Source organism: Synechococcus sp. MIT S9509 (genome assembly GCF_047303035.1).
In the GTDB taxonomy this organism is placed as follows: Bacteria; Cyanobacteriota; Cyanobacteriia; order PCC-6307; family Cyanobiaceae; genus Synechococcus_C.
The window spans coordinates 1039727-1064597 of the sequence record NZ_CP138940.1 but is presented as its reverse complement, the minus strand read 5'-3'; the positions used below and the strand labels follow the sequence as shown (position 1 = coordinate 1064597).

General features: G+C 51.3%; 22 protein-coding genes and 1 pseudogene. 7 read left to right on the top strand and 16 right to left on the bottom strand.

The features are described 5' to 3' along the window. Window positions 1-730: 730 nt before the first annotated feature. The 4 genes from SIB73_RS05910 (at window position 731) to SIB73_RS05895 (ending at window position 4486) form a co-directional block, all read left to right on the top strand. Entirely contained in the window at window positions 731-895 is a 165-nt protein-coding gene (locus tag SIB73_RS05910; RefSeq protein WP_413439744.1) for a hypothetical protein, read from the top strand. Window positions 896-1407: 512 nt separating this feature from the next. Beyond that, window positions 1408-1863 carry a hypothetical protein gene (locus SIB73_RS05905; RefSeq protein WP_413402152.1) on the top strand — a complete coding sequence of 152 codons (456 nt, stop codon included), beginning with the start codon at window positions 1408-1410 and terminating at the stop codon, window positions 1861-1863. 314 nt (window positions 1864-2177) lie between these two features. After that, complete coding sequence (locus SIB73_RS05900) at window positions 2178-2510, top strand: hypothetical protein (RefSeq protein ID WP_413439743.1); 333 nt, start codon at window positions 2178-2180, stop codon at window positions 2508-2510. A 269-nt stretch (window positions 2511-2779) separates the two neighbouring features. Beyond that, the gene (locus SIB73_RS05895) at window positions 2780-4486 is read left to right on the top strand and encodes an alpha-keto acid decarboxylase family protein (RefSeq protein ID WP_413402156.1); all 1707 of its coding nucleotides are present in this window, start codon (window positions 2780-2782) and stop codon (window positions 4484-4486) included. A gap of 115 nt (window positions 4487-4601) precedes the next feature. On the opposite strand, the gene SIB73_RS05890 is transcribed toward SIB73_RS05895, so the two are convergent. The 4 genes from SIB73_RS05890 to SIB73_RS05875 all read right to left on the bottom strand — a co-directional run bounded on the left by SIB73_RS05890 (window position 4602) and on the right by SIB73_RS05875 (window position 11106). Continuing rightward, complete coding sequence (locus SIB73_RS05890; protein ID WP_413402158.1) at window positions 4602-5603, bottom strand: amidohydrolase family protein; 1002 nt, start codon at window positions 5601-5603, stop codon at window positions 4602-4604. A gap of 587 nt (window positions 5604-6190) precedes the next feature. Then, window positions 6191-8020, bottom strand: a complete 1830-nt coding sequence (locus tag SIB73_RS05885; RefSeq protein WP_413402160.1) for a cadherin-like domain-containing protein — start codon at window positions 8018-8020, stop codon at window positions 6191-6193. 1089 nt (window positions 8021-9109) lie between these two features. Then, window positions 9110-9976 carry an S-formylglutathione hydrolase gene (gene fghA, locus SIB73_RS05880; RefSeq protein ID WP_413402162.1) on the bottom strand — a complete coding sequence of 289 codons (867 nt, stop codon included), beginning with the start codon at window positions 9974-9976 and terminating at the stop codon, window positions 9110-9112. A 17-nt stretch (window positions 9977-9993) separates the two neighbouring features. Further along, window positions 9994-11106 carry an S-(hydroxymethyl)glutathione dehydrogenase/class III alcohol dehydrogenase gene (locus tag SIB73_RS05875; RefSeq protein ID WP_413402164.1) on the bottom strand — a complete coding sequence of 371 codons (1113 nt, stop codon included), beginning with the start codon at window positions 11104-11106 and terminating at the stop codon, window positions 9994-9996. A gap of 204 nt (window positions 11107-11310) precedes the next feature. Between SIB73_RS05875 and SIB73_RS05870 the strand changes: the two genes are divergently transcribed. Next, the gene (locus tag SIB73_RS05870) at window positions 11311-12477 is read left to right on the top strand and encodes a calcium:proton antiporter (protein ID WP_413402166.1); all 1167 of its coding nucleotides are present in this window, start codon (window positions 11311-11313) and stop codon (window positions 12475-12477) included. A 77-nt stretch (window positions 12478-12554) separates the two neighbouring features. Beyond that, window positions 12555-13358: an SDR family NAD(P)-dependent oxidoreductase gene (locus SIB73_RS05865; RefSeq protein WP_413402168.1), complete on the top strand. Its 804-nt coding sequence runs from the start codon at window positions 12555-12557 to the stop codon at window positions 13356-13358. Between the two features lie 345 nt (window positions 13359-13703). Here the strand turns inward: SIB73_RS05865 and SIB73_RS05860 are convergent, their stop codons facing one another. The 4 genes from SIB73_RS05860 to SIB73_RS05845 form a co-directional block, all read right to left on the bottom strand. Beyond that, window positions 13704-14078 carry a phosphatase PAP2 family protein gene (locus SIB73_RS05860; protein ID WP_413402170.1) on the bottom strand — a complete coding sequence of 125 codons (375 nt, stop codon included), beginning with the start codon at window positions 14076-14078 and terminating at the stop codon, window positions 13704-13706. Window positions 14079-14709: 631 nt separating this feature from the next. Beyond that, window positions 14710-15420, bottom strand: coding sequence for a phosphoesterase (locus SIB73_RS05855; protein WP_413402172.1), 711 nt, complete (start codon window positions 15418-15420; stop codon window positions 14710-14712). Next, complete coding sequence (locus SIB73_RS05850; RefSeq protein ID WP_413406379.1) at window positions 15420-16235, bottom strand: metallophosphoesterase family protein; 816 nt, start codon at window positions 16233-16235, stop codon at window positions 15420-15422. The genes SIB73_RS05855 and SIB73_RS05850 overlap by 1 nt, the downstream gene beginning before the upstream one ends. Before the next feature lie 2 nt (window positions 16236-16237). Continuing rightward, the gene (locus tag SIB73_RS05845) at window positions 16238-17020 is read right to left on the bottom strand and encodes a GTP-binding protein (RefSeq protein ID WP_413402174.1); all 783 of its coding nucleotides are present in this window, start codon (window positions 17018-17020) and stop codon (window positions 16238-16240) included. Between SIB73_RS05845 and SIB73_RS05840 the strand changes: the two genes are divergently transcribed. Further along, window positions 17019-17192 carry a hypothetical protein gene (locus SIB73_RS05840; RefSeq protein ID WP_413402176.1) on the top strand — a complete coding sequence of 58 codons (174 nt, stop codon included), beginning with the start codon at window positions 17019-17021 and terminating at the stop codon, window positions 17190-17192. The two genes, SIB73_RS05845 and SIB73_RS05840, sit on opposite strands and share 2 nt — an antisense overlap. A 62-nt stretch (window positions 17193-17254) precedes the next feature. Here the strand turns inward: SIB73_RS05840 and SIB73_RS05835 are convergent, their stop codons facing one another. The 8 genes and pseudogenes from SIB73_RS05835 to SIB73_RS05800 form a co-directional block, all read right to left on the bottom strand. Continuing rightward, the gene (locus tag SIB73_RS05835; RefSeq protein WP_413402178.1) at window positions 17255-18079 is read right to left on the bottom strand and encodes a Coq4 family protein; all 825 of its coding nucleotides are present in this window, start codon (window positions 18077-18079) and stop codon (window positions 17255-17257) included. Window positions 18080-18652: 573 nt separating this feature from the next. Next, window positions 18653-20932, bottom strand: a complete 2280-nt coding sequence (locus tag SIB73_RS05830; RefSeq protein ID WP_413402179.1) for an arylsulfatase — start codon at window positions 20930-20932, stop codon at window positions 18653-18655. Window positions 20933-21421: 489 nt separating this feature from the next. Continuing rightward, a pseudogene (locus tag SIB73_RS05825) lies at window positions 21422-21772 on the bottom strand (alcohol dehydrogenase catalytic domain-containing protein); the annotation flags it as partial. Beyond that, a complete protein-coding gene (locus SIB73_RS05820) occupies window positions 21769-21957 on the bottom strand; it encodes a hypothetical protein (RefSeq protein WP_413402181.1) in 189 nt (62 codons plus the stop codon). The gene SIB73_RS05820 and the pseudogene SIB73_RS05825, both read right to left, overlap by 4 nt. 88 nt (window positions 21958-22045) lie before the next feature. Beyond that, window positions 22046-22759 carry an anti-sigma factor gene (locus SIB73_RS05815; protein WP_413402183.1) on the bottom strand — a complete coding sequence of 238 codons (714 nt, stop codon included), beginning with the start codon at window positions 22757-22759 and terminating at the stop codon, window positions 22046-22048. Between the two features lie 3 nt (window positions 22760-22762). After that, window positions 22763-23275, bottom strand: a complete 513-nt coding sequence (locus tag SIB73_RS05810; protein ID WP_413402185.1) for a sigma-70 family RNA polymerase sigma factor — start codon at window positions 23273-23275, stop codon at window positions 22763-22765. Further along, the gene (locus SIB73_RS05805; RefSeq protein WP_413402186.1) at window positions 23272-24120 is read right to left on the bottom strand and encodes a cytochrome c biogenesis CcdA family protein; all 849 of its coding nucleotides are present in this window, start codon (window positions 24118-24120) and stop codon (window positions 23272-23274) included. The genes SIB73_RS05810 and SIB73_RS05805 overlap by 4 nt, the downstream gene beginning before the upstream one ends. Window positions 24121-24126: 6 nt before the next feature. After that, complete coding sequence (locus SIB73_RS05800) at window positions 24127-24648, bottom strand: thioredoxin domain-containing protein (protein WP_413402188.1); 522 nt, start codon at window positions 24646-24648, stop codon at window positions 24127-24129. Window positions 24649-24871 lie beyond the last annotated feature (223 nt).

Here is a 24871-nt window from a genome sequence, read left to right as displayed (position 1 = left end):
AGAAAGCGGCATTGATGTTCTCTTCTCTGTCTCTGCTTGGACTATCAAAGTAGCAAGGTGAGGCTTTGAGGCTTTTCGACTTCAGCTTGATGAAATAAACCGTCGGTTCGGCAGTGATTGATTCGACAATAAACCTTAATTGTGTTGATGATTAAGATACATTCACTGACTTCAGCTGTGGATTTGCTGACGACTGCTCATGAAGGTAACGTCTGCGGCTTTTCTGTTGATTGACCAACCGCTTAGATACTGCGACTTGTTGTTGAGATCTAATCTTGACGAGTCAGAGTTCAGTCCGTGGTCTATACCGACTTGCTCGAAATTTGAAGCTGGGGAATTGATTGAGATGAATGGCTCGAAACGGTACTCAATACCGTTGTGCTGAGATTCACTCACAGACACCAACGCACACGAAGGTACCTGGATCACTGAAGGCAAGAATCATCAAAACGGCCACGATGCTTCCAGCAATGAGTACAACAGGCCAGATTTCCTCTTCAGCACGCATTTCAAAAAACCAGAGAATCCCAGTACATAACTCTGCTTCTCATTGAACCTACCACCAAGTTCCTGAAACCGAACCTTCCAGGGCGGTTGTTACTGCTTTCACAAACCATTCAGTGGTCATAGACCAAAGGCGTCCCATGTGGTGGTACTCATGACAGCAACTGCCGTAAAAGCAGTTTTCACTGCAGAGCAAAGCCGGCGGGCACGCTTGGCAAAAATTGATTTGGACGAGGCGATCTATGAGGCTGCTGAACAGCATCCTGATATCTGGCCTCGTGGATTAATCACCAAGATCGCTGATGAGCTTGGTGTCACACCAGCAGAAGTTCGCCGTGAGCGAACCATTCTTCTGCCAGGAGTGAAGAGCGCACCTGAACTGGGTTGGTGACCAGTCAGCAGGTGCCTATGCAAATTCTCTGGAATCACCATATGTCAGCTCAGACGCCTGTCATCGGCAGAAACGACCCGATGCTTTTCAAGACTTTCATCAGCTGAGCTCAGTGAACGTCAGTTCTGCCCACACAGCTCCAATCAATCCATTGACCTCAACGCATGGGGTAGCCGATCATGAGATTTAATCTTCGCTCTATCTGCACTGGGATAGTGCAATCAATCTCTTGTCGGCGCTTTATTGAAGTAAGGCTTGATTTTTATTTCTTGTCTTGATGATGAATTATTCATGACTTGCTGGCCTTGCAGCAATTGATGTTTCGGTTCAAGCAGTCGGTCTCGTTGGCTGGACCGTTGGTCAAACTGGTTTCAGCCATGGTCACATGATTCTGTTGGATTGCATTGTTGTCTGAAGAATTGATGATCCAGTGTAGACAGGGTGGAAATTGATTGGATAATCAATCCATTCGTTGTTTTGCTTTGAAGAATCAGCCATCTGTCTCTCCGCCCATGCAGAAGCGGCTCGATACAATCGATTCCCTTATTCAGCAAGGCTACACGCTTAAAAGGAATAATTGGTTTGATATTCAATTCAAAAACAGTTCTGGAATCAGGGTGAATATATTTCTCCCCTGGAGATCGCCAAGTGGTTTTTCCTGGATTGCCTTCTGGTTTGCGGGTGTTGTTTGTTGTCAGATTCGTGAATGGTCCTATTTTTACTGGCTTGCGATCGTCACTTCTCTGGATGTTATTTTTGCCAGTCTGTTTAATAGTGATTCAAATAATTTCGCCGGTTTTGTGTTGAGCTTGATTTATGCCAGTTGGTTTCCTTATATGAGATATCTGGCAATTGAAGAAGAGAGGAAAGAGTTTCCAGTTTTGAATTCGTTTTTTATGGCCATAGGTTTGACCTTTATTGCAATCATTCCAGCTGCAATTCTTGCTGCGGTTTTGGGTGTTGAATAGTGATTAATGCCCTTTAGTTTGCAGCATAAAAAATACTCCTGATCCTGCAATCGTCTTCTGTTTGATTGTGTTTTTGATGGATCGAATGTTGTTCACAGTCAAAAAGATGAAGGATTCATGGTTTTTGCTTCTTCTGCCCTTGCGTAAAATCAGAATTCGGCCTTCTTCGGGTCCACTGCAGTATCTGTGTCTTTAAAGGTACGACCGGTTTCTTGATTGCTCTGATTGGCTTGGTTGCCAGGTAGGCAGTTGTTTGCGAATGGATCCAGTGAGGATCAATGCGAGCGATTGATCTTCCTCTAAAATCGAACGGATTGAAAGATCAAATTGTTTTGCAGATTCCCGTGTTGCTGCCGTTTGCGTTGATCCCTTTTCTTCTTGGTCACGGAGGGGGTGGTGGAGGCGCTGATTACTCCAGGCACGCTTATTCCGTTTGGGCTGAAGAGCATGCCGAGCATCGCTGTGACGCCTACAGGCAAGGTATGGACTGGGATGAAGCTTTTGCTTACGCCAATCAATCTTCAGGGCAGGCCTGGAGAGCAGTATTTGTGTCTTACCCTGAGAAGATGAAAGCTTACAATGCTGCAATCAAGCGAGATTGCAAGATTCTTCATGTGAAAAAATGGAATCAGAAAGTAATCAAATGACAAGTATTTTGCTCGTTTTTTGTTACTTGCTTCAGATTGAACTTAATCGTTTTAACTTTACAACCGCTCTATGTCGAGAACCCCAGAACTGATGTGGTGGCTGAGTCATTCTGTTCTGCTTATCTCACGGTAATCATGGCTTTAAAGACAGTTTTCCCGTGGTGAGCCGTTGAGGCCACGGTTGCTCTCAGCGCTGGTTTTTCCTCATCTGGTGTGGCATTCCAGGTTGGCCGTGATCAGAATCTTTGGAAAACAGAATCGGCGCGCTGATGTCTCCTTCGGTTGTTGGTTATACCCTCGATCGTCTTTCGGCTCTCGGCATAGGGCATGTCTTCGGAGTTCCCGGCGACTACTCCTTTCCACTCAACGATGCTGTGGAGGTGCACCCTCGTCTTCAGTGGGTTCCCTCATCCAATGAACTGAACGCGGCCTATGCCGCCGATGGCTATGCCCGTCGTAACGGGGCTGCGATTGTCTGCACCACCTATGGCGTCGGCGAACTCAGTGCACTCAACGGCCTGATGGGTTCGATGGCTGAACGTCTGCCTGTCTTTCACCTGGTGGGTTCACCCAGCATGCGCATTGTGCGTCAGGGTCTTGTCTGCCACCACACGCTCGGGGATCAGATCTATGACCGTTTTGAATTGATTTCCGCTGCTGCAAGTTGCGTCAGCGCAAGGCTGACGCCTGAGAATGCAGTGATCGAGCTGGAAAGAGTGATTGATAAGGCGCTTGAGGAATCCAGGCCGGCCTATCTGACTTTCCCGATGGATCTGGCTCTGATGCCGATCACCGGCAACCCGATCAATGGATCTCCCATCGGAGCCATCAAACAGCACGACAGCGTTGTGTCAGAGCTCGACGCTGTACTCGACCTGCTGGAGTCACGGATCAGAGCCGCCAACCAGCCAGTTGTTCTGCCAACAATCACTCTGCGCCGATTCGGCCTGGTTGACGCACTGCTGGAGTTTCTCGAGGTGACCGGTTTGTCGTACGCCACCACGCCAATGGACAAAGGCATTCTCAGCGAGGATCACCCCGCTTTTATGGGGATGTACAACGGAGGTCGATCCACTCCCGCTGCTCTGCAGGGCGTGATCGAGCAGTCCGATCTGCTCATCGATCTGGGTGGATTGGTGATGGATGACCTCAACACAGGTCTCTGGAGTGGTCAACTCGACAGCAGTCGCATGGTGGCTCTGCACGCAGACTGGGTACAGGCAGGTAACCAGGTTTTCACCAGTGTCAGCCTCAGCGATGTGCTTGCTGGGCTGACAGCGCGCTTTAAACAAGCACCGAAACAGCAATCACGTTGGGGCGATGAGCGGTTTGTTGAACCTGAGCCCCTGCTGCCGGTGACAGGGGACGCCGGGGATCCCACGAGTTCGGTAGGTTTTTATCCCCGTCTGCAGCGTTTCCTGCGGCCGACAGATCTGCTGGTGTCTGACACGGGCACCTGCCTGCTGAAGCTCAATGCGCTTCGATTGCCACCTGGAGTGGCAATGGAAAGCCAGACGCTCTGGGGTTCGATCGGCTGGGGTACACCTGCTGCTCTGGGATGCGCCCTTGCAGATAGCGATCGTCGTGTTGTGCTGGTTAGCGGTGATGGTGGTCATCAGCTCACCGCTCAGGAGATTGGTGTAATGGGATTCACTGGTGTTTCGCCAGTGGTGATTGTTTTGAACAACGGTCTGTACGGGGTGGAAGCGTTGATCAGTGAGTCGGGCCACGCTTACAACAACATCCCCGTCTGGCGATATGCAGACATTCCAAAAACGCTGGGTTGTGAGGGCTGGTGGTGTGGGAAGGCGTCTTCATTGGCAGAGCTTGACCGGGCGTTTGCTGCAATTAACGAGCATTCAGGTGCGGCATACCTCGAGATCCTGATACCACCAGAGGAAAGTCAACCTTTGGCGGAAGAGGTCATTGAAACAATGCATCAGACGCATACACCGAAATCAAACACGCCTGTTTGAAACATGCTGTGTTCGCTTCATGGGGGCTTATCACTTGCATCACCGCGGAATCCGTAGAAGCACGAACTCCACTCAGGTGGGGTGATCAGCTCTTGGGTTTAATGTCGACAGGAGATCAACCAAGGCGCAGTAGAGACTGCGCTGTGTCTCGACAGATCAGCTTTCGGGCCCGAGGATCGATCGGTGCTTGCTCAATCCAGCGTCCGGCCAGTTCGATGTCTTCGTAGGGGTAATCCGTGGAGAACATGATCCGTTCCGGCCCGAGCGTGTCGATCGAACACTGCAGAGAGCCGTCATTGCAGACCCCTGAAGTGGTGATGAAAAAATGTCGTTTGAAAACAGCGCTGGGTGTGGTGCTGATGTCGTTGCGATAGCGAGTTGTCGCATATCGACTGTCCAGTCTCCAGAGGTAAAAGGGCAGGTTCTCCCCCATATGCCCGAGGATCACTCTGGCGCTGGGATGTTTGTCGAAAATGCCCTTCACGATCAGCCGCAGCGCATGAGTGGCGGTGTCGATTGACCAGCCCCAGGTGGCCCCATCAAGTTCCTTCACCATGGACGATGGCTGGTCTGTCGGAAGCCCTGGGTGCAGATACAGCGGAATGTCGAGCTGTTCAAGTGTCATCCACAGCGGCTTCATTCTCTGGTGGTCGAGGTATTCGCCCTGAGTGCTGCCATTGACCAGAGCGCCAACGAATCCCAGCTCATTCAAGCAACGCCTCAGCTCTGCACAGGCGTTCTCCACATTGAGCAGGTTCAGCGCTGCAAATCCGCGGAAGCGACGAGGTTGCTGCTGGATCGCCAGGTGCAGAGCGTCATTGCAACGACTGGCCAAGGCCGAGGCTTCAACCGTGTTTTGTATTGTCTGAATTCCAGGTGCAGTCTGAGACAGCACGGCGATCTCGATCCCGGCTTTGTCCATATTGATTAGCCGTTGTTCAGCGAGATCGGGAAGCAGTTCTTCGATCCTGCTCAACTCCTGCGGATCGAAGTACTCCACGTCCTTTTCCGTGGGCAGCAGCTCCTGAATGGAGAAGTGTTCCTCAAGAGCGATCTTCCTTGTTGTGGTCTCTGAGACTGTGATTGAAGTCTGCGATTGTGGATGGCTCTCGTCCATGATCAGTTCCTCTGATTCCTCTCCACTTGCCGCCAGCCCATGGTTCGGTGCGGTGATGTCATGCTGATTTTTCTGGAGGATGTCCTGTTGATAGCAGCGTTGCCGATCAAGGAATTATCGAAGCAGACATTCAAAGAGTTCTATTGTTCTGTTGCAATCCTCCAGGTTCAACACGCCGTTTCGCCACTCACTTCTGGTTTGTTTCAAAGCAGCCTCCGCATGCCTGTAAATGGTTGGACAATGGAGTGTGAAATGAGTGGTAGTAAGAGGCATTCAATCTGATTATCAGCAATGGCCTGACTACTGATGCAGCTAATTTTGAGTACCCGTTTACAGCTGTTTCAAGAATTGTTTATCAGTTGTCTTTGAATTCCATTCATTGGACGTGAATTTGTGGTTGTTCACTTTTGCATCAGTCTTTATGCCTGCACTTATCAAGAAAACCTTCAAGAGGTGATTGCTTTCAATAGTTGTCTGTTTTGGAACTATCAGACTCCGTAGAACCCCTGTGTGTTGTTCATCACTGCAGAGGAGGCATCACCTGAAACTATTGCCAGGAGTTGGTCTTTATCGAAGTTAGTGCCGACCTAGACCGCTTCCACGAAGCCGTCTGTAAAGATGCCGAGACCGGATTGGCCGTGAGCAGAGGCTTGGTTGATGGTGATCTGGCTGGTGTCTGCACCCAGGATTTTGATCTGATCAAAGGCGTCTAATTCAGAAATAATGTCGGCCTTTTCACCGTTGGGATTGTTGCCGGATTTTCCATACCAGAAGTTTTCAAGCAACTGATCGGACTTAATCACAAGTAGATCTTTTTCGCCGTCGTTGTTCTCCAGATAGGTGTTCCAGCCGAAGTCACCCCATAGCTCGTCGCTGCCGGTTCCACCGGTAATCACATCACGACCGTTGCCGCCGCGGACACTGTCATTTCCAGCGCCTGCCTCAATGACATCCCATCCTGATAGGCCGAAAATCCTGTTTGCACCATCACCGCCTATCAGCAATGAGCCGGCTATTTCCACCTCTTGTGAAGCAGGCAGGACACCTGAGTCGAAGTCGAGAGGAGTGCCTCTGATTTCAGGTTCGTTGCTGTTGATGGTTGCATTGACTGTTAAGTCACGGCTCCAGCCCGGGACATCAACAAAGAATGTTTCTTTGGCTGGTTCGCTTCTTACGGCAGGGGCAGCAATTGGGGCAGTCGACCCGCCACCACTCCCACTACCACTACCACTACCACTACCACTACCACTACCGCCACCGCCACCATTGCTTCCAGAAGACGATGTTGGTCTGGGATTGGTAGGAGCTGTTGGTGCGGGAGTTGGCTGGCTGCTGAAATCGTTCTCTGATGCAGTGATTTCAAAGGTGTTGTTGGCACCGATGGAACCACCGTTGCCATCGACGACGGAATAGGAGAGAGAGACGGTGCCAGTGAAGTTGCTGTCAGGAGAGAAAGACCAGGTGCCGTCGTTGTTGTTGGAGAGAGAGCCGTTGGTTGCAGCAAGGTTTGAGATGAAGAGTGTGTCACCATCGGGATCAGAGAATCCTTGAAGGAGGGCGTCTGCTGTCAGGGTGACGATGGAATTTTCTGTTGAAGATGAGAGTGACGCTTGGGCTCCGCTGAGGATTGGGGCGTCATTCATGGCAGTGATTTCAAAGGAGTTGTTGGCACTGATGGAACCACCGTTGCCATCGACGACGGAATAGGAGAGAGAGACGGTGCCAGTGAAGTTGATGTCAGGAGAGAAAGACCAGGAACCGTCGTTGTTGTTGGAGAGAGAGCCGTTGGTTGCAGTGAGGTTTGAGATGGAAAGTGTGTCACCATCGGGATCAGAGAATCCTTGAACGAGGGCGTCTTCTGTCAGGGTGACTTTGGAATTTTCTGTAGAAGATGAGAGTGATGCCTGGACTCCGCTGAGAATTGGTGGTGAATTCTCAGTGCCCCAGATGATCTGAAGAGCGGCCAGATCAGCTTCTGAAAAGCTGTAGTCCCAGCCATCGGGGCTGATGTTGTACGACATCACTGTGTCGTCCGTTGACCACCTTGGATCTGTCGGTTGTTCGTTGGGGTGGGAAAGTCCTAAAGCATGTCCTATCTCGTGAATGATTGTGTTGGCATTGAACGGGTCACCAGCTCCGGAAGCGTCATTTCCAAGGGAGTCATCATCCGTGTCCCTCCAAAGCACATGCCAGCTCTGTCCCAGATTGATGACTTGTCCGACTATGTCTGTACCCCAGTAGTCCCATTCGTTGACTGAGAGGATCGTGAGGTGTGAATCTTCAAGGTTATCCGTGTTCGCAAAGTTAAGATCTATCAGCGGGTCTAATTCGATAAATACGTTGTTGATAAATGTTTCTGCGTCGCTTAAGTGGTCCCATGTCTGCAAAGTAGTACCAGTTCCCAGGTAGTTATCCACTGTTGAAACTTCATCGTAAATATAGTAGTAAAGAGTGTCTGAGTTTCCAAGATAGCTGTTGGTAATGTCTCCAAAGCTGTTGCTAACCAGTGCTGTTGGGTTGAGTGAATCTTTGGCCGAGCTTTTTCCATTGATCGATGGAGTTTGTTCTGTTCCGTTTGTGCTCTCTGTAGCGCTTCCTTTACAGGTTGCGCATTGGCATTTTTTTCGTGTGGAGTGTCGCTGCTGTCCGTGCTGTCTGAAGCTATGCCATTTGGCTCTGGTCTTGGCTCGTAGCCATGTGAACTGCCAGCGCCATTGCGCAGGATCGCTTCGCTGAGGCTGGAAATCTGTGCCATCAAGCCCTCGCTAACTGCGATTATTCCTGTATTAGCGCCGTTTTGGCCTGGAGAGCTCCTTTTGAGCTGAGATGTTTGATGTGTTTGTCCGTTTGTGCTGCCTTTAGAGAGTCTTGACTTCAAGTCTCAATCCACAACCCTGTAAGGCTGATCAGAGAGTTAGCACATTCCTCTAAATGGGTTTAGTAGTGTTTGCTTGTTTGAAGATAATTAAAGTTTTTCGAATTGATGTAGTCGTAAGCTATTTGGCGACAGGATTCACCTGCTTTTTTAAGAGTTGATAGCTTGGCTTAATTATTGCTCGAGGCTTTTATTGTCAATTATTATTGCACTTGATTTTAAAATACTACTCGCTAGCATTGAAAGCCGAATGGTTTTATTTCAGCATTCAATTTCATCAAGATCGAAATCATGGGCTTTGTTCCTGTAAGAGGTGATTTGAGTTGTCTTGACCAATCTGAGCACAACTGTTGGCATCCTGACGAAAGGCTGAAGCCGATCAGCTAGTGGTTGTTGCATGGTCCACCCCTGGAAAAATCATGGACACGAATCCTCAGAGGAGTCTTTGGTCAATGGATTGAAATAGATGAAACAATTGTGGTTCAGGTGGCCATCTCTCCGCTCAGCAGCACTTGATTGCAGTGGCTTCAAAGGAGTGATCCATGAGTTATCTCTGGTTTTTATGCAACTTTGCGTGATTGTGTGTTCTCTCTTCTGGAAGTCGCCGTCTCAATAAATATTCCTGGTCTTTTCAAAGGTCTGTCTTGAGGGCTCTGGCGTGATGATCAAGATGTCTGTCAATCACGCTCGACACAAAAAAATAGCTGTGGTCATAGCCCTCATGGATCACCATTTCGAGACTCTGCCCGCTTTTGAAACAGGCACGGCGAAGGTCTTCCGGACGCAATTGCTCTTTCAGGAAGGGATCAGCTGAGCCGATGTCCACCAGCAGACAGTCATCTCTGAGGTGACCGTCCTCAAGCAGTGCAACAGCATCCCATTGACGCCAGCTGAGCAGTTCTTCAGATGATGTTCCGAGCAGGTGGCCGAACGCTTTACGCCCCCATGGGCACTGACCTGGGTGTGCGATCGGAGCCACTGCAGACACCGACCGGTAGAGATGTGGGTGACGCAGACCCAGCACCAGGGCACCGTGGCCTCCCATGGAGTGGCCAGAGATACCCAGTCGCTGATCGTCAAGTGGAACCTCAGTGCAGAGCTGTTTGATCAGCTCTTCAACGACAAAGCTGTGCATCCTGTAGTGCGATGACCAGGGCTGCTTCACAGCGTCCACGTAGAACCCGGCACCGTGTCCGAAATCCCACTGACTCTCAGGATCGCTGGGGACGTCATCCCCGCGTGGGCTGGTATCCGGCATGACCAGAGCAATGCCGTGCGTTGACGCGTGTCGTTGCGCACCTGCTTTCTGCACGGCGTTTTCGTCGCTGCAGGTCAGCCCTGAAAGCCAGATCAGGACGGGGACGGGTTCCGGCTTCGGTCCCAGTGCCTGCTCCGGAAGAAAGACGCCAACCGTTGTGGAGCCTTTCAGCTGCTGGGATTCCAGTTTGTAGCGGCGTTGCTCTCCTGCGAAGCAACGGTGACAGCTGATCAACTCCATGGTTCTGGTCGTGGCGCTTAGAAATGAATGACGGATCGGATGCTCTCACCCCGATGCATCAGTTCGAAGGCCTGATTGATGTCGTTCAGTTTCATGGTGTGGGTAATGAAGCTGTCCAGGGGGATGTTTCCTTTCTGATAACTCTCGACATAGCCAGGGAGCTGGCTTCTGCCCCTGACTCCCCCGAAGGCAGAACCCCTCCAAACACGACCGGTGACCAGCTGAAACGGTCGCGTGCTGATTTCCTGGCCTGCCCCTGCAACGCCGATGATTGTCGATTCACCCCACCCCTTGTGACACGCCTCAAGGGCAGCACGCATGACATCGACGTTGCCAATGCATTCGAAGGAATAATCAACACCTCCATCGGTGATGTCGATCAGAACCTCCTGGATCGGTTCTGAATGGTCACGTGGGTTAATGCATTCCGTCGCCCCCAGCTGCCGGGCGATGCTGAACTTGTCCGGGTTGAGGTCGATGCCAATGATCCTTTCGGCACCGGCTTGAACGGCACCGATGATCACGGCGAGACCGATGCCGCCCAGTCCGAACACAGCCACTGAGCTTCCCTGCTGCACCTTGGCAGTGTTGTGTACTGCCCCGATTCCCGTTGTGACTCCGCAGCCCAGCAAGCAGACCTTTTCCAGCGGCGCATCCTGATTGATCTTCGCAACCGCTATCTCAGGAAGCACTGTGTATTCGGAAAACGTCGACGTGCCCATGTAGTGATGAATCATTGAACCGGCATGGGAGAACCGACTGCTGCCGTCGGGCATCATTCCCCTGCCCTGAGTGGCTCGGATCGCCTGACAGAGGTTGGTTTTGCCTGAGCGGCAGTAGCTGCATTCACCGCACTCCGGTGTGTACAGGGGAATCACGTGATCTCCGGGCGCGACTGAGGTCACGCCTTGCCCGATCTCCATGACCACAGCGCCGCCTTCATGGCCAAGCACGGCAGGAAACAGGCCCTCCGGATCCGCGCCTGACAGGGTGTAGGCATCGGTGTGACAGACCCCTGAAGCCACGATTTTCAGCAGCACTTCACCATGTTTCGGTGGTGCCACCTCGATTTCGGTGACATCGAGTGGTTGGCCGGGTGCCCATGCCACAGCAGCTCGGGAGCGAATCATGGGTTTCTGCTCGTGATCTCTTCATCATGAGCCTTGGCTTGTGTCCCGTGTTGCTGTGAGAAGAAGCACCGATGCCCACCAGCGTCCGCCGGGATGCTCTTGCACTGCTGTCGCAATGATGAATCGATTCGGGCGAGCTATACGGAGTTCTGGGAGCTGAGGTGATGCATCTCTCCTGCACAACTCATATTTTTTCAGTGCCCTATGGACAGCACCTCACCACCACAGCATCTGTTGCGTCATAACCGCAGAGAGTTGATCACTCTCGCTTTCGGAGCAGGGGTGCTGGCTCTGCTCAACTTCAGCGGCATGCTGCCGTTTCTGCTGGAGGGAAAAGCGGCGTGGATTGTTGCAGGCCTGGTTCTTCTCGGCGGAGTCGTTGTGCTGCTCTCACAGCAGGTCGCCAATCAAGCCGAACTGCTGGCAGAGGCCCTTGGCGAGCCGTACGGAACTCTTGTGCTCACGTTGTCGGTGATCGTGATCGAGCTGTCTCTGATAGGCAGCACAATGCTCGCCGGAGAAAAAAATCCCACCCTCGCAAGAGACTCGATGTTCTCGGTGCTGATGATTGCGCTCACCGGCATCACCGGACTGTGTATGACATTGACTTCATGGCTCTCCAAGCAGAGGCTTGGCTCGGACGGATATCTTTCTGAGGAAGACTTGTCTGGCCCGAACATGGCGGGCTCAATGGTTTTCTACAACCTCATCAGCACAATGAGCGTGTTGGTGCTGATCATTCCCAACTTCAGCACCGACACGGCGGAAGGCAACTTCAGTCTGCCAATCAATGTCGTGTTGACAGTGGTTTCGGTTGGGGTCTACTCCATTTTTCTTGCGAACCAGATGGGTCCTTACCGCTGCTTTTTCATGGACCCGAGTGATCGATTCACCCAACAAGATGATGACATCTCAGGAAGCGCAGTCATCCATCGGCCATGGCAGGCAACAGGTCTTTTGCTGTTGAGCCTCGCCGTGGTGGTGCTGATCGCCGAATCGATGGGGCTGATGATCGAACGGGGTGTCAATGAACTGAATCTTCCTGCTTCTCTGGGAGGAGTTCTTGTGGCAATGCTGATCCTGATGCCTGAGGTGCTTAATGCAATCCGTGCCACTCGCCGAGGGCAGCTGCAACGAGCTCTCAACACCCTGTTTGGATCCGTTCTGGCCACCATCAGCCTGACGGTGCCGGCTGTGTTGGTGATTGGAGAGATCACCGGGACCAAGGTGATTCTTGGACTTGAACCTGCAGCAATGGTTCTCCTGACGCTCACTCTTTTTCTGTTGCGTCCCCACCCCAAGGTGCTCGGCAGTGAAGGGTTGATGCTGTTGGTGGTGTTTCTGTTCTGGCTGGTCCTTGAACTGATCTGAACAACAGTTGGGTTTCTCTTGAATCCTGACAAATTCAGAAAGTAGGCTCATCATAAATCAAGATATGAATTCAAATTGTGACGCAATCTGTGCAATTACCGGCAGGAGCGATTGTTGTGACAGGAGCTTGCGGGGGTATTGGCAATGAACTTGTAAATATGTTTGCTGAAAAGGGTAGGGAGGTTGTGGCGATTAGTCGCCCAGGTAAAGAAGTTAAATTGCGCAAAAATAATGTCTCGCCTATTCATGCCCTTCATGCTGACCTTTGCGACAAGTCTTCAATTGCTGGCCTTGCAAGTCGGGTGAAATTGGTTCTCCAGGGAAGAAAAATCTCCGCTTTGGTCAATACTGCTGGAATCGTGACTCCATTGCAGCCATTGAAGGATTTTAACGCTGAAATGCTAATGGATAATTTCGCCGTCAATACAATTGCTCCAGCAATTTTAGCGTGTGGGTTGTCTGGGGAAATGGTTGATGGAGCACGTGTTCTGAATTTCTCTTCGCGAGCAGCCCTGCTCACCTTGCCTGGGCTCTCTGCGTATTGCATGAGCAAACATGCTTTGCGTTCGATAACCAGGTCTTTGCAATTGGAGTTGCCTGACCATATTGCGGTTGGCTCACTGATTCCCGGGGAGGTGGATACGGGAATGCAAGGGGATTTGCGAATGCCTGATGCTGAAGTGTTCCCTCTTGTCCAATTTTTCAAAAAGAATGTTGGAAGTTTGATTCCGGCTGCAGTTGCTGCAAATTTTATTTGCTGGGTTCTTTTTTGCACTGATTCAAAAGAGTTTGCGACAGATGATGCTTGGTATATCTATGACAGCAGTCATCATCAACAATGGATTTGCCAGGGTGATTCGTTCGACTATCCTGAGCCCTGAAGGATGGATTCGGTCTTCCAGGTATTGAATAATGTATTGACATAAGATCGATATGCGTTTCAAAAGCTGTTCCGTGTATGTCGATCAGTCGGTCCATCTTCTGCTGCAGATTGTCAGTGGCTCAGTGAAATGCAGGCTGGCTCTAGTGGACTTTGATGCCACTTTGGGCCTCTAATTGCAGCGACTTCAGAGAAGCGATCTCTCACTGTCTTCTGTTTTTCGCATCATTAGAATGGAGCTGTATGGTCGAAGTTTGCGTCACACTGTGATGCTTCTGGCTTTGCTTGATGTCTTAACAGCAGCTAAGTTAGCTGCTCAAGAATGGCAATCCAGCTGGTGGGTATTTTAAAAGTTTGTCAACTTCGGGTTTGACTTCGTTGCGGTAGATTGCCATTCAGGAGACGCAATAATGTCGGCTGTAATGGCTTTGGCCAATCGTTCTCCTGCGATAACGTCACTTGGATAGTGCATTCCGCAATAGACTCGGCTGTAGCCTCCCTGGCGGCCAATTTGTATCAGGCGTTCGCGCCGCTCAGGCATTAAATCAGCAAGTAGTAGTGCTGTAGATGCGTACCAAGTGGAATGACCGCTTGGAAAAGAAAAGCTGGATTCTAATGGCAAGCAGGGTTTGATATCACTATGAGAGATAAAAGGCCTTGGTCGCTTATATTTATCCTTCAGGTCATCTTTTACATTATTAACAATCTTCAGGAATGACATTAATCCTTTTCTCGGAATTGGAGCGGATTTAGTCGTATTCCCCCCTATTGCTGCGTCAAATTAGCCGACATAGCGATTCAGAAAAAGCCAAGAGTGATTAACAGCCTGTGGATAACAAGTGCGCTGGTCCCAACGTAAAATCACCAAGTCATCACGTTCAATGTTACCACCTGCTTTCGGGGCAGGCCCAACAATTGATAGATATCGATCGGCCGATAACTTCAAGCCATCTGCGGGATTGGCTGCAACAGGAACTGACCAGAGAACCAAGCTCAAAGGAATCGTAAGAGCTGAATCGAAACGCATCGTAAACACTGAATTACGACCACTCTGAACAATAAAACGATAAAAACTATGGTCTATAAAAAATGTTAAGCAGGTCGAAGGTCTTTTTAGTGGATCTTCGCATTTCACGGTCTTACCAAAATTCCAGTGAGAAACCCAACATTCACTGCCATTAGTGCATCAAGTTGCGGACTGATCTAGTTTCCCTGACCAGTTTTGCAATCTAGAGCCTCGAAATACTGTGAGATTGAGAGAGTAGCTCTCGAGTTGTTTTCGGTTTGTCGTGCAACTGTGCATGACTATGGGAATCGACTCTTTGTTTCTCAGCTCAGCGAACTGTTTAGATTTATATGAACCCCAACGTTGAGTGTCTGTCACGATTTTTGGCGCTGCAAAACTGAATGTGATCACTGGCAGGGTCATACAGGGTGTAATTGGCCCCAGATCCAACACCGATCACGCTGCGTCTTGGCACCGGCTGTTCGTGCAACTGTTCACGAGTGTGATCTTTCACTCTTGATCGAATCTGCCCTCCGGTGAGCTGCAGTCGGAATTGACGTCCACTGCGCGCAGTGAACAGTCGATTGACATCCAGGCGTGTGAGTCTGTCGAGAAGGATCAATGGTGAGGTCGTTTCATCGAGTTCGTCGCCCACATCCGCTGAACTGCCGTGGATCAGGCCGCAGTCCAGTTCAATCAAGCCGAATTGCAGCGAAGCAAGCCAGTTGAGGTGGTCTGTATTCACTGTTTGCAGCAACCGCTGAACCTCAGAGTCATCGGACTGTCGATGTAATTCTTCGGCTTTGGCTTCTCCGCGGTAGCCATGCAGCGATAACAGTTGCTCTTCCTGCCAGCCGTAAATGCAATGGGGTTGTAGATCACAGCGCTTGGGTTGGCGAAGTCGCTTCAACAGTCCATCACATTTGGGATGCGGGCCGATCATGTCGCCCAGGACAAACAGATGCGCCGTTCCGCGCTGCTTCTGCAGATCGGCCTGGATCTGCTCATAGAGATCGAGGTCTCCACCAAGACCACTGACCAGTGCCCAGCGTTCCATCAACGTTCACACACGTGGCTGGCATCTTCCGCAAGTTCTGCGTACTCGAAGCCATGGCTCAGGCGCCAGGCGAAAACCTCGGGTAGACCAGCTTCAACGATGGCTCGGCAGGTTTTGGCTACGTCGTATTCCACTTCTCGGACAGTGACCTCGCCGCTGTCGTCGTGATGGACCACATACGTTGCTTTGGTTGAACCATGCCTGGGTTCGCCGACTGAGCCGGCATTAACAATGCGGCGCATCGGCAGAATCATCTCCTGTTCGCAGTGGGAGTGATTGCCGTCCTTTTGCAACGACACACGGATAGCCCCATCGCTGAGCTCTCGCACGTAGGGCTGATGGGTGTGCCCGCAGAACAAGGTGTCCGCTCCTGCGGTTTCAACACGTTCAAGTGCTGCAAAGGCGTTCATGTCTGGAAGCAGGTATTCATGCTGACTGTTGGGGCTGCCGTGCACAAACAGCAACCGGTCTCGGCGGAGGGTCATGGGCAGACTCGCCAGGAAAGCCTTGTTGACATCTGTGATGCGCTCAGCGGCCCAGTGGTGAGCACGGTGACCACGACGCTCGGCCAGCTGAGATGGGTAACTGCATTCGCAGGCGTTGAGTCCGTCGATGATGTCTTCATCCCAGCAGCCCTGACAGGTGGGAATGGAGCGTTCACGCACCAGCTCAATGACTTCATTGGGCTGTGGGCCGTAGCCCACCAGATCACCCAAACAGGTGATGTTGTCGATGCCTTGTTGGTCGATGTCAGCCAGCACCGCTTCGCAGGCTGCGAGGTTGGCGTGCAGGCAGGAGATCACTGCGTGGCTCATGGTCATCGGTTGGATTGATGGGCGAGTTGTCTGTTTCTGAGGGGGGCCTGATGCAGTTCCAGGACGTCGTCTGTGAGCAGGCAGTCGACAATCGTTGACTGAATGCCGGCGGGGTTCAGTGCTCTGCCCTGAACCACAAGGTGTGATGTGCGGTTCGGCCTGCCTGCCGGCGCTTCCACCCTTTCCAAGGGAAGGAACTGAGAGCTCTGCTGGCTCATCATCCAGTTGCAGAGGAATGCTCGACCATCTGGGAGATTCATCAGCGCTTTGGCCCGATACACATCGCCGTAGGCGCCATTCACGAGTTCAAACCAGAAGCTGCTGAGGCTGTTGGGATCCCAAACACAACCTCGAAGATTGTGATCCCAGGATTCAAGACGTTTGAAATCCAAGACGTCCTGTCTCGGGAGTTCTGGATCCAGGCCGAAATGCAGTGCGCGATCCGGACTCAGATTGAAGCGCTCCAGTTTCTGGAGGATGAGTGAATCGATGCCGTCGGATTCGCTGTTTGCTGGCGGTTGGAACTGCTGAACCTCAACCAGCACCAGTAGGGGCCCTGTTGGCAGCGAAGTATTCGCCGATGTTGCAAGGTCTACCAGTTGAGGGATCTGGTCTTTCAGCCAGGTGCTGTCGATGCCTGCGTTATGGCCTTGTTCAAGACCCTCTTGCTGGGATCCGCTTAAGCGGAGATAGGCACAGCTGCCAGTGTGTTTCAGGAAGGTGTCGCGGATCCAATTGGTTTTTCCGCAGCCGGGAGGGCCTGTGATCAACCAGGTGTTCTGCATGGCCGGAGAGCCTCAGGCCTGGGTGAACACAGGCCTGGGAATGGGAATCATTCTCACTATGCCAGATCAAATGAAGCCTGCCATCGAATCAAGCGTCGTGGTCGTTCAGGGCTTTTGCGGTATCAGCGCCATGCCTGTCTCTGCCAAGGCCTCACCACACGGGCTGTGGTGAGGTTGTTTCTGTTGTCCTTGACCTTTTGCAGGGGCAGGCAGAGCCAGCTTCTTCAGGACCAATCATTCGAGATTTAATCCATAGATGTTTGCAAATTCATCCTGGAACGGAGACGTTTTCAGCAGCTCGCTGATTCCCAGTTCATCCTGCCAATCGGTGATCGATCTTTCCCATCCCTCTTCCCAGCGAGGCGAGAAAAGTTCAGGAACCCTCTGGCCAATTGCAATGCCAAAACCGATTGCATCCCAGATCAGCCTGCGCTCACTTGGTTCGTAGGCGCCGCGCAGCATCCACGATGAAAGAATTCCAATATGAAAGGGGCTTGATCCAGTGCTTGCATAAAACGCGGTTGCAGCAGCTTCACCGGCCACTGTGATCGGAAGTCCAAGAATCGTGTGGTGAATTTCATGCAACCGCGCAGCTCTGGTTTTCGCGAAGTCTTCATCGGTTTGAGGTTCTGGTATCTGCGATTGATCAACTAAAAAAGAAATCCCAAGCTTCTCCAGGCGACGATGCACGCACCAACCAAGGCTCCCTTTGGGCATCGCAGCCATTTGCTCAAGATCTGGCCATAAAGGTGAAGGTCGGTTGGCCAGTAGCCCCTGAACTTTTGGAGTGGCTAAAATCCGTTCAATACAGTCTTTCTCCAGTTTGGTATTGCCTGGAATTCCAAAATATCGGCCGTGTTGAAAGATTCTTTCAGGTTGCTTTGCTGTCTGCAGAATTGAAATTCCTAGCTTTGTGACACCCTTGGAAAATGATGAGCGTACGTAGTGCTTTTGGTCTGTAGTCATCCGTTGATGCAGCTCTGCAATCAATGTCGCTGGAATCCCGGAAGATTTCCCCCCCCGAAAGGGTGATTTGCTTCTGAGACTTTCCTGAGTCAACAGGGATCTGCTTGACCAGTCGTGAGGCGTCAGCCGTGGCGCCAAAGACGAAGCCCACACCTGCGGTGAACCCAAAGACGATCAAAGCTGTCCCTGGTGGCCGCTGCTGCCAATCTGGAGCCCCTAATTGCAAAGGCTCAAGGGGGTTGATCCCTTAGTTGTCCCTTGATTTTTGTGCAACTGGGCGTGATTGTGGGCAAGTGCTAATTCACAGACTGTATTGCTGTCAGTATTGTCCTCGTCATTACTTTTGAGGTCGGGGCAGATGCCATCGACCCGGCAATCTCAATGGCCGTTGTTTGTTGGCAACAGTAATGGCTCAGCTGTCGTGATTACTCTGACCCTGATGTGGGTGGTGTGTTCCACAACGCCTATGGCCATGGCTACGTTTGGCGCTTGTCATGTCAGCGCCATGAATACAAGGCCAAACAAAGTACCTTTTCACAGAATGAGGACTTGTTAGCGCTCTTAAGTCTTGCCCGGATTTGGATTATTCATTGATCAATCAAGACAATTGGTTGCTTTTGATTGTGATCAGCCAATGGGTGGAGTGATCCAATCCAGAGTTTAAGTTCACTCTTCGCCTTCAAGTGTGACAACCACCTTTCCGATCTTGCCGGTGAAGCGGAAGGGGACGTCGTAATCCTTTGTGAGGGGCAATCCGGCATCCCTACCAACATCCAGACCTTCGGTCATGGAGAAACGGGTCGGTACCGTTGCCGGAATATTTCCTTTTGCCACTTCCTCGCCGTTGAGGAGAAGGGTGACTGTTGCTCCTTTTCCAACTCCTCCTCCCTCGTAGTCGAAATCGGCCACGAGCGTGTGGTCACCTGCGGGGAGCACATTTTTGCCCTTGATCGTGTGCTTGTGCTCCGGGTAGTGAGAAAGCGAGTACTTGAAGGTTGGCTTGCCTTCGAGCAGCATTAAACCCCAACCGGCAAACCAACCGCCCTGGGTGATGATCATCCCCTCGGCACCACCTTCCGGGATGAAGAGTTTGGCAGTGATCTTGAATGAGGTGTTTTTCACGCTCACTGCTGCTCCTTCGGGGATGCGGAAGGTGCCGTCGTAGTACACGAACTCCTTCCTGCCACGGTTTGGTTCCGGACGGTTGGCTGGGTCGGCCCGCTCGATGTAGCGGTCGTCGAGTGGAAAGACTTGGTTCTTCTTTGCTTCCGATATAAAAATGGCACGAAGTTCCTCAAGCTTTTCGGGGTTCTCCTTGGCCAGATTCTTAGACTGACTGAAATCCTCTCTGAGGTTGTAGAGCTCCCACTCGTAGTCGTTGAACGGATCAGGATTGCTGGGGCCCCTGCCCTGCCAAGGCAGTCGCTTCGGAGTGCTGTTGGCTATCCAACCCTCATGGTAGATGCCCTGATTCGCAATCACCTCAAAATACTGGGTCTTATGTTGCTCTGGTGCATCAGGATTATTGAGCGTATAGAGCAGGCTCTTGCCGTTCATTGGCACCTGCTTGAAGCCATTGATTGTTTCTGGCTCGGGAAGGCTCGCAGCCTCAAGGATTGTGGGTACGATGTCATTAACATGACCGAATTGGCTGCGGACAGCACCAGGATCCTGAATTCGGTCGCCCCACATCAAGGCCATTCCAGTGCGTGATCCTCCCAAGTGGGAGGCAATTTTTTTGTCCCATTGGAAAGGCGTGTTCATCGCGTGCGCCCAGCTGTGGGAGTAGTGATTTTCGAACCACATGCCTCCGAATTCATCCAGATTTTCAAGCATGTACTCGGGCCGATCGGCCACCTTGTTGCCCATGGTGGCAATCTCACTCGTCATTCCGATGCCTGTGGGATCCTCCGCGCTTGAGCCATTGTCTCCCATGATGTAGATGACAAGGGTGTTCTCCAATTCGCCCATCTCTTCGATGGCATCAATTACACGACCCACCTGATAATCGGCATGCGCGAGCGCAGCCGCATAGGCCTCCATACCTCTCGCAGCAATCCGTTTCTCATCAGTATTGAGTTCGTCCCATTTCTGGTAATCATTTGTGAAGGGATTGAGTACGGCATCGGCAGGAATGATTCCCATCTCCTTTTGCTTGGCGAAGGTCATTTCTCGCTGACGATGCCAACCGTGGTCAAACTTCCCCTTGAACTTGTTTAACCATTCTTTCGGAGCGTGATGGGGGGCATGCGCAGTACCCGGTGTGTAATAAGCGAAGAAAGGCTTATTGGGCCAGACGGATTTCTGTGTCCTCATCCAGGCGATTGCACGGTCCGCCATCGCCTCATCAAGGTGGAAATCCTTCTTCCCTAGATAAGGCTCGATGGGCACCGTGTTCTCATAAATCGGCGATCGGTACTGGTGGGCATCGGCGCCAAGAAAACCGTAGAAATATTCGAAGCCCAAGCCTGTTGGCCAGAGGTGGAAGGGGCCTGCGGGCGAAGTCTGCCAATCCGGAACATTATGGTTCTTGCCAAACCAGGAAGTGCCGTAGCCGTTGGCGGTGAGAATCTCACCGATGGTGCCGACACTGCGGGAAACTAAACTGTGATATCCCGGATAGGGCGTCGAAAACTCCATGATGATGCCGGTGGAGGCGACATGGTGATTGCGTCCCGTGATCAGTGCTGCCCGCGTGGGGGAGCAGACCGCCGTGGTATGGAATGCGTTGTAACGCAATCCTTCTTTCGTAACCCTGTCGAGGGTGGGAGTTGGAATCGGGCCGCCAAAGCTTGAACTTGCACCGAATCCCACGTCATCCATCATCACCAGCAGCACGTTCGGAGCACCCTTTGGTGCTTCGATCTCCTTGGGCCAATCAATAGGATCGCTTCCACCTACAGACGGAGCAATCTTTCCGAGTTCTTGGTACGGCTCGATCGGCAAGTGGCGTCGGTCAGGCCACTCGGTAGACAGAGCTGGGGCACATGTTGCACACCCCGCGATGGAAAAGAAGGCAGCAAGGGCGTACAGCAGCCTCAACCGTTCAGATATGGCTCGATCTCTCATTTTGTTGTGTCCCTATCGCGACTGAATTGATTTGTTATAGATGTGGCGAATAATGTTTATGCGGTTTATTTCAACACTTTTATATCACCGAAAATTACATCCGAAACCGAAGATTCCCTTATGGCAGGACTTCCTGAGAGCGTTTTGCCTTAGCGGCATTCTCCAGATATCTGAGTGCTTCTGAGGGCATATCGGCTCAGGATCAAAGCTGACCTTGGTGGCCAATGGTGCCACTCAAAATTGGCTGATGGCAGTGGTTTTTGTGTAGTGGTCCCTGAGTTGTCTCTGATTTATCGTGCAACTGGACAGGACTATGGGCATTGACTTACTGGCTATCAGCTCAGCGCAATTCCGAGGTTTATCTGAACCCTGGCCCTGGTTGGTTCGGATCGCTCGGTAGAGGTTTGTCTTACCTGAGCGGCAATAGCTGCATTCAGCACACTCCGGGGTGTAAGTGGGAATCACATGATCTCCGCATTTCACCGAGGTAACGCCTTCTCCCACCTCAACCACCACGGCACCACCTTCATGTCCGAGGACGGCAGGAAACAGCTATTCGGGATCTGCACCAGACAGGGTGTATGCGTCTGTATGACAGACCCCCGTTGCCACAATTTTCAGCAGAACTTCCCCGTGCTGAGGTGAGGTCCCATCAATCTCAGTGATATCGAGAGGTTGGCCCGCAGCCCATGCCACAGCTGCTCGGGAGCGAATCATGGATTTAAGTTCAACGCTTCATTCATCATGTGCTTGTAAGTTCCACTGCGCATCCTTGAGATCGGGGCCTTGAATAACTTGATGGCCTGAAGGGAGGCGAGTGCAAACCCCCACACATAAATGCAGAGCTTCAGTAAGCCAATGACGATTCTGACTTTTCCTTCCATTGAAGGGTCTTCCAGCATCTGATCAAAGGTTCAAAGTCTTAGAAGGAGGCTCGTCTGGGTTGATCTATGGCTTTATCCGGAAGGTCAGCACAAATTTTCAACATGATCAGATCGCGCCTGACAGCACAGGTTGTTCTGGCTGAGCGTCAGTCGCGTTTCGGGATGAAATCGGATCGAGGCTGATCAGCAGTTTTGTTGCTGATCCGGTGGGTTGTGGAGGGATGGTCATGGTCACATTTCCCCCTTGATCCGGAAGGAAGTGAACACAGCCTTTAACTCCTTCAGGTGTTACAGCCCAGAGTCTGTAAAGCCTCCCTTTAGGTGCCTGCGGTAATCGATTCAATGTGAGGAGATTGCTTGCTTGTCCAGGACGAATGAGAACCTCACCATGAACGCTTTGCATGTTTCCTGCTGCCGTGGCATGAAGCTCAACTGCGCGATCACCAGGATGTCGAGCGATTGGGGCAATTGCGCCTCTCTGGTTTGCGATCTGAAGCTTGGATCGATAAAGCTCTCCACCTGTGAAAGCAAGACTTAAAAGTAAGACTCCGATGAACCAGCTCTGGGGATTGAAAGTCCTTTTTTGACGTGAGGAATGCAGTAATCGTTCTCTGACTGCAGCCGAAAGTGGCGGTGCAGAATGCGTCTCCATTCGGCTGTGAGCAGCTTTCAATTCTATTAACAGGTTTTCTTCCTCTGCTGAAATGGATTCATGCGCCAACAATTCTGTTTCCTCAGAACTGAGGTTTCCCAGAACTCTGCCAGCCAAGAGTTCATCTCGCTTAGTGAAGTCATCATTGGGTTGAGATGGTGAAGACATTGTTCAGCAATCCTCCTGTGAAGAAAGTGCGCTACGGAGTTTGAGTAATGCCCGACGACTGATCGTTTTGACAGTGCCCAGTGGGATTTGAAGTGAGGCTGCAATGTTGCTTTGACTGATGTCTTGGCGATAATTCATGGTGAGAATCTGCTGTTCACGTGGTGAGAGTTCTGCCAGAGCCTTTTCAAGCCGGAATCTGGCATCAATAGCTTGAAGATCAACAGGATCCTGTTGACCATGACCTGGCCTGAATCTTTCAAGGATTTGGCGACGATTGCGCCTCTTGTTAATCCTGTTGATACCCATCGATCGTGTCAGCATCAAAAGGTATTGACGAATTTCTCCGCGATTCGAATCGAAGCCACCACGCTGCAGCCTTAAAAACACATCATGAGTGAGATCTTCAGCCTCCTGTTTCTGGGAAAGGAGACTGAAGGCGAGTCGGTACACCGATGGTGCATGATCGTCGTAGAGGAGGGCCAGCTGCTCTGGGCTGACAACAACTGTTGAGCTCACATCTGACCCTGTAGCTGCAGATCCTGAATCCCCGTCAACAGATAGAACGCACCAAAAGCTAGAAGAACCATGGCACTGATCCCTGTGATCTGATCACCTCTTTCGAGGAGGTGGCGGCGAATACCACCGAGTTCAACACCTAAGCCTGCCAAAAGGATCACCATGCTGTATCCAATGGCGTACATGATCATTGCTACGACCGCAAGAGGGGGTGAGCCAGCAGCCGCTGCGCTGCTGAGTACAGCGGCAAGCACAGGACTTGCACAGGGGGATGTGACCAGTGCGAAGGTGAATCCAATCAACCAAGGTCCTTTCGGTAATTTGTTGACCCATCCTGGTGCTTTGATAACTCCCATATTGAGGCGATGCCAGGGAACGCGTGGTCCCCAACCTTTCAATTGCAGTGCCATGGCAATCACAATCACGCCAGCAGTGATGAACAATCCACCGCGATGATCAATGATCAATGTTCCTGCCAGAGATGTGAACAACCCAAGAATGCTGTAGGCCGTAATCACTCCAAGGCTGAACTCAATGACCTTGCCAGTGTTCGGACGTTGTTGATTCTGAGCCCCGAGATAAGAGAGCTGCACTGGAAGTAGGGCGAGGACGCACGGTGACACACTGGCTATCAATCCGCCTCCTAAAGCCAATACTGGCAACCCTAAAACAGCCCAGCCATGATTACCTGTCCATTGCGTAAGCCAGTTGGCATAGTTCTGACTGATTGATAGAACACCTGATTCAATTGCTCCTGCTGACGCGGCGATGACGGCTCCAGCCAAGGCGAGGAGTAACAATTGAGTGCGTCGAGAGCGCCAGAGGTTTTTCGTAGAAGATAACATTTTCTCTCAGCGATTAAGCATTGCACGTGTTGTTTTGATGGCCTTGAGGTAAGGATCAATTTTGGTTTGTGCACGAAACGTGTTGACTGCAGCACCGGTTTCTGGATTGAAGATGCTCACCAGACTGGTTTGACTCCGGTTGCTTTTGAAGAATTGGGATAAGCCGAGTTTCTCCGCCCGTGTTGCAGATTGCTTGGCGGCGGTTGGGTTTGAGACATCAAAACGCACCCAGTGCACTGAGTTTCCTTCCTTCTGGCGAAGAGAGTTCATCACTGGTTTGATGTTCTGGCAAGCGCTACACCAGGTCGCATAAACCTCAACCAGCACTGGTTTTCCTTGGAGAGATTTAGAGAGAGGGCTTGCTGCAATGGCTGGTTTTGTGAGAGAAAACGACAGTGGCGTCTCTAGTAGTGGTGCCAAAGACGCGACTACGGGTATCAAAGCAGCTCCAAGCAGATTGGAGAGCAGTGCATGCTGTTTCAAAGCGAGTTTTGAATCACTGAAGCTCCATACCGGCCAAGTCCTCAATCGGATTCAAAACCGGATCGATGTCATGCTGACGACAGCTCTACGAGCCCTATCGAGCCCCAGAACTTCTAGGTGCTGGCCTTGGATCAGTCTTTTGCAATGCAGGCTGATTCGGCCTGTATTGGATCGCTGATAGAAATGACCACAGCCGATCTGAATGGACCTGAATTGACTCAGCAGTTCAATTGGAAACCATCATCGAGCTCTGAGTTGATCGTGAACA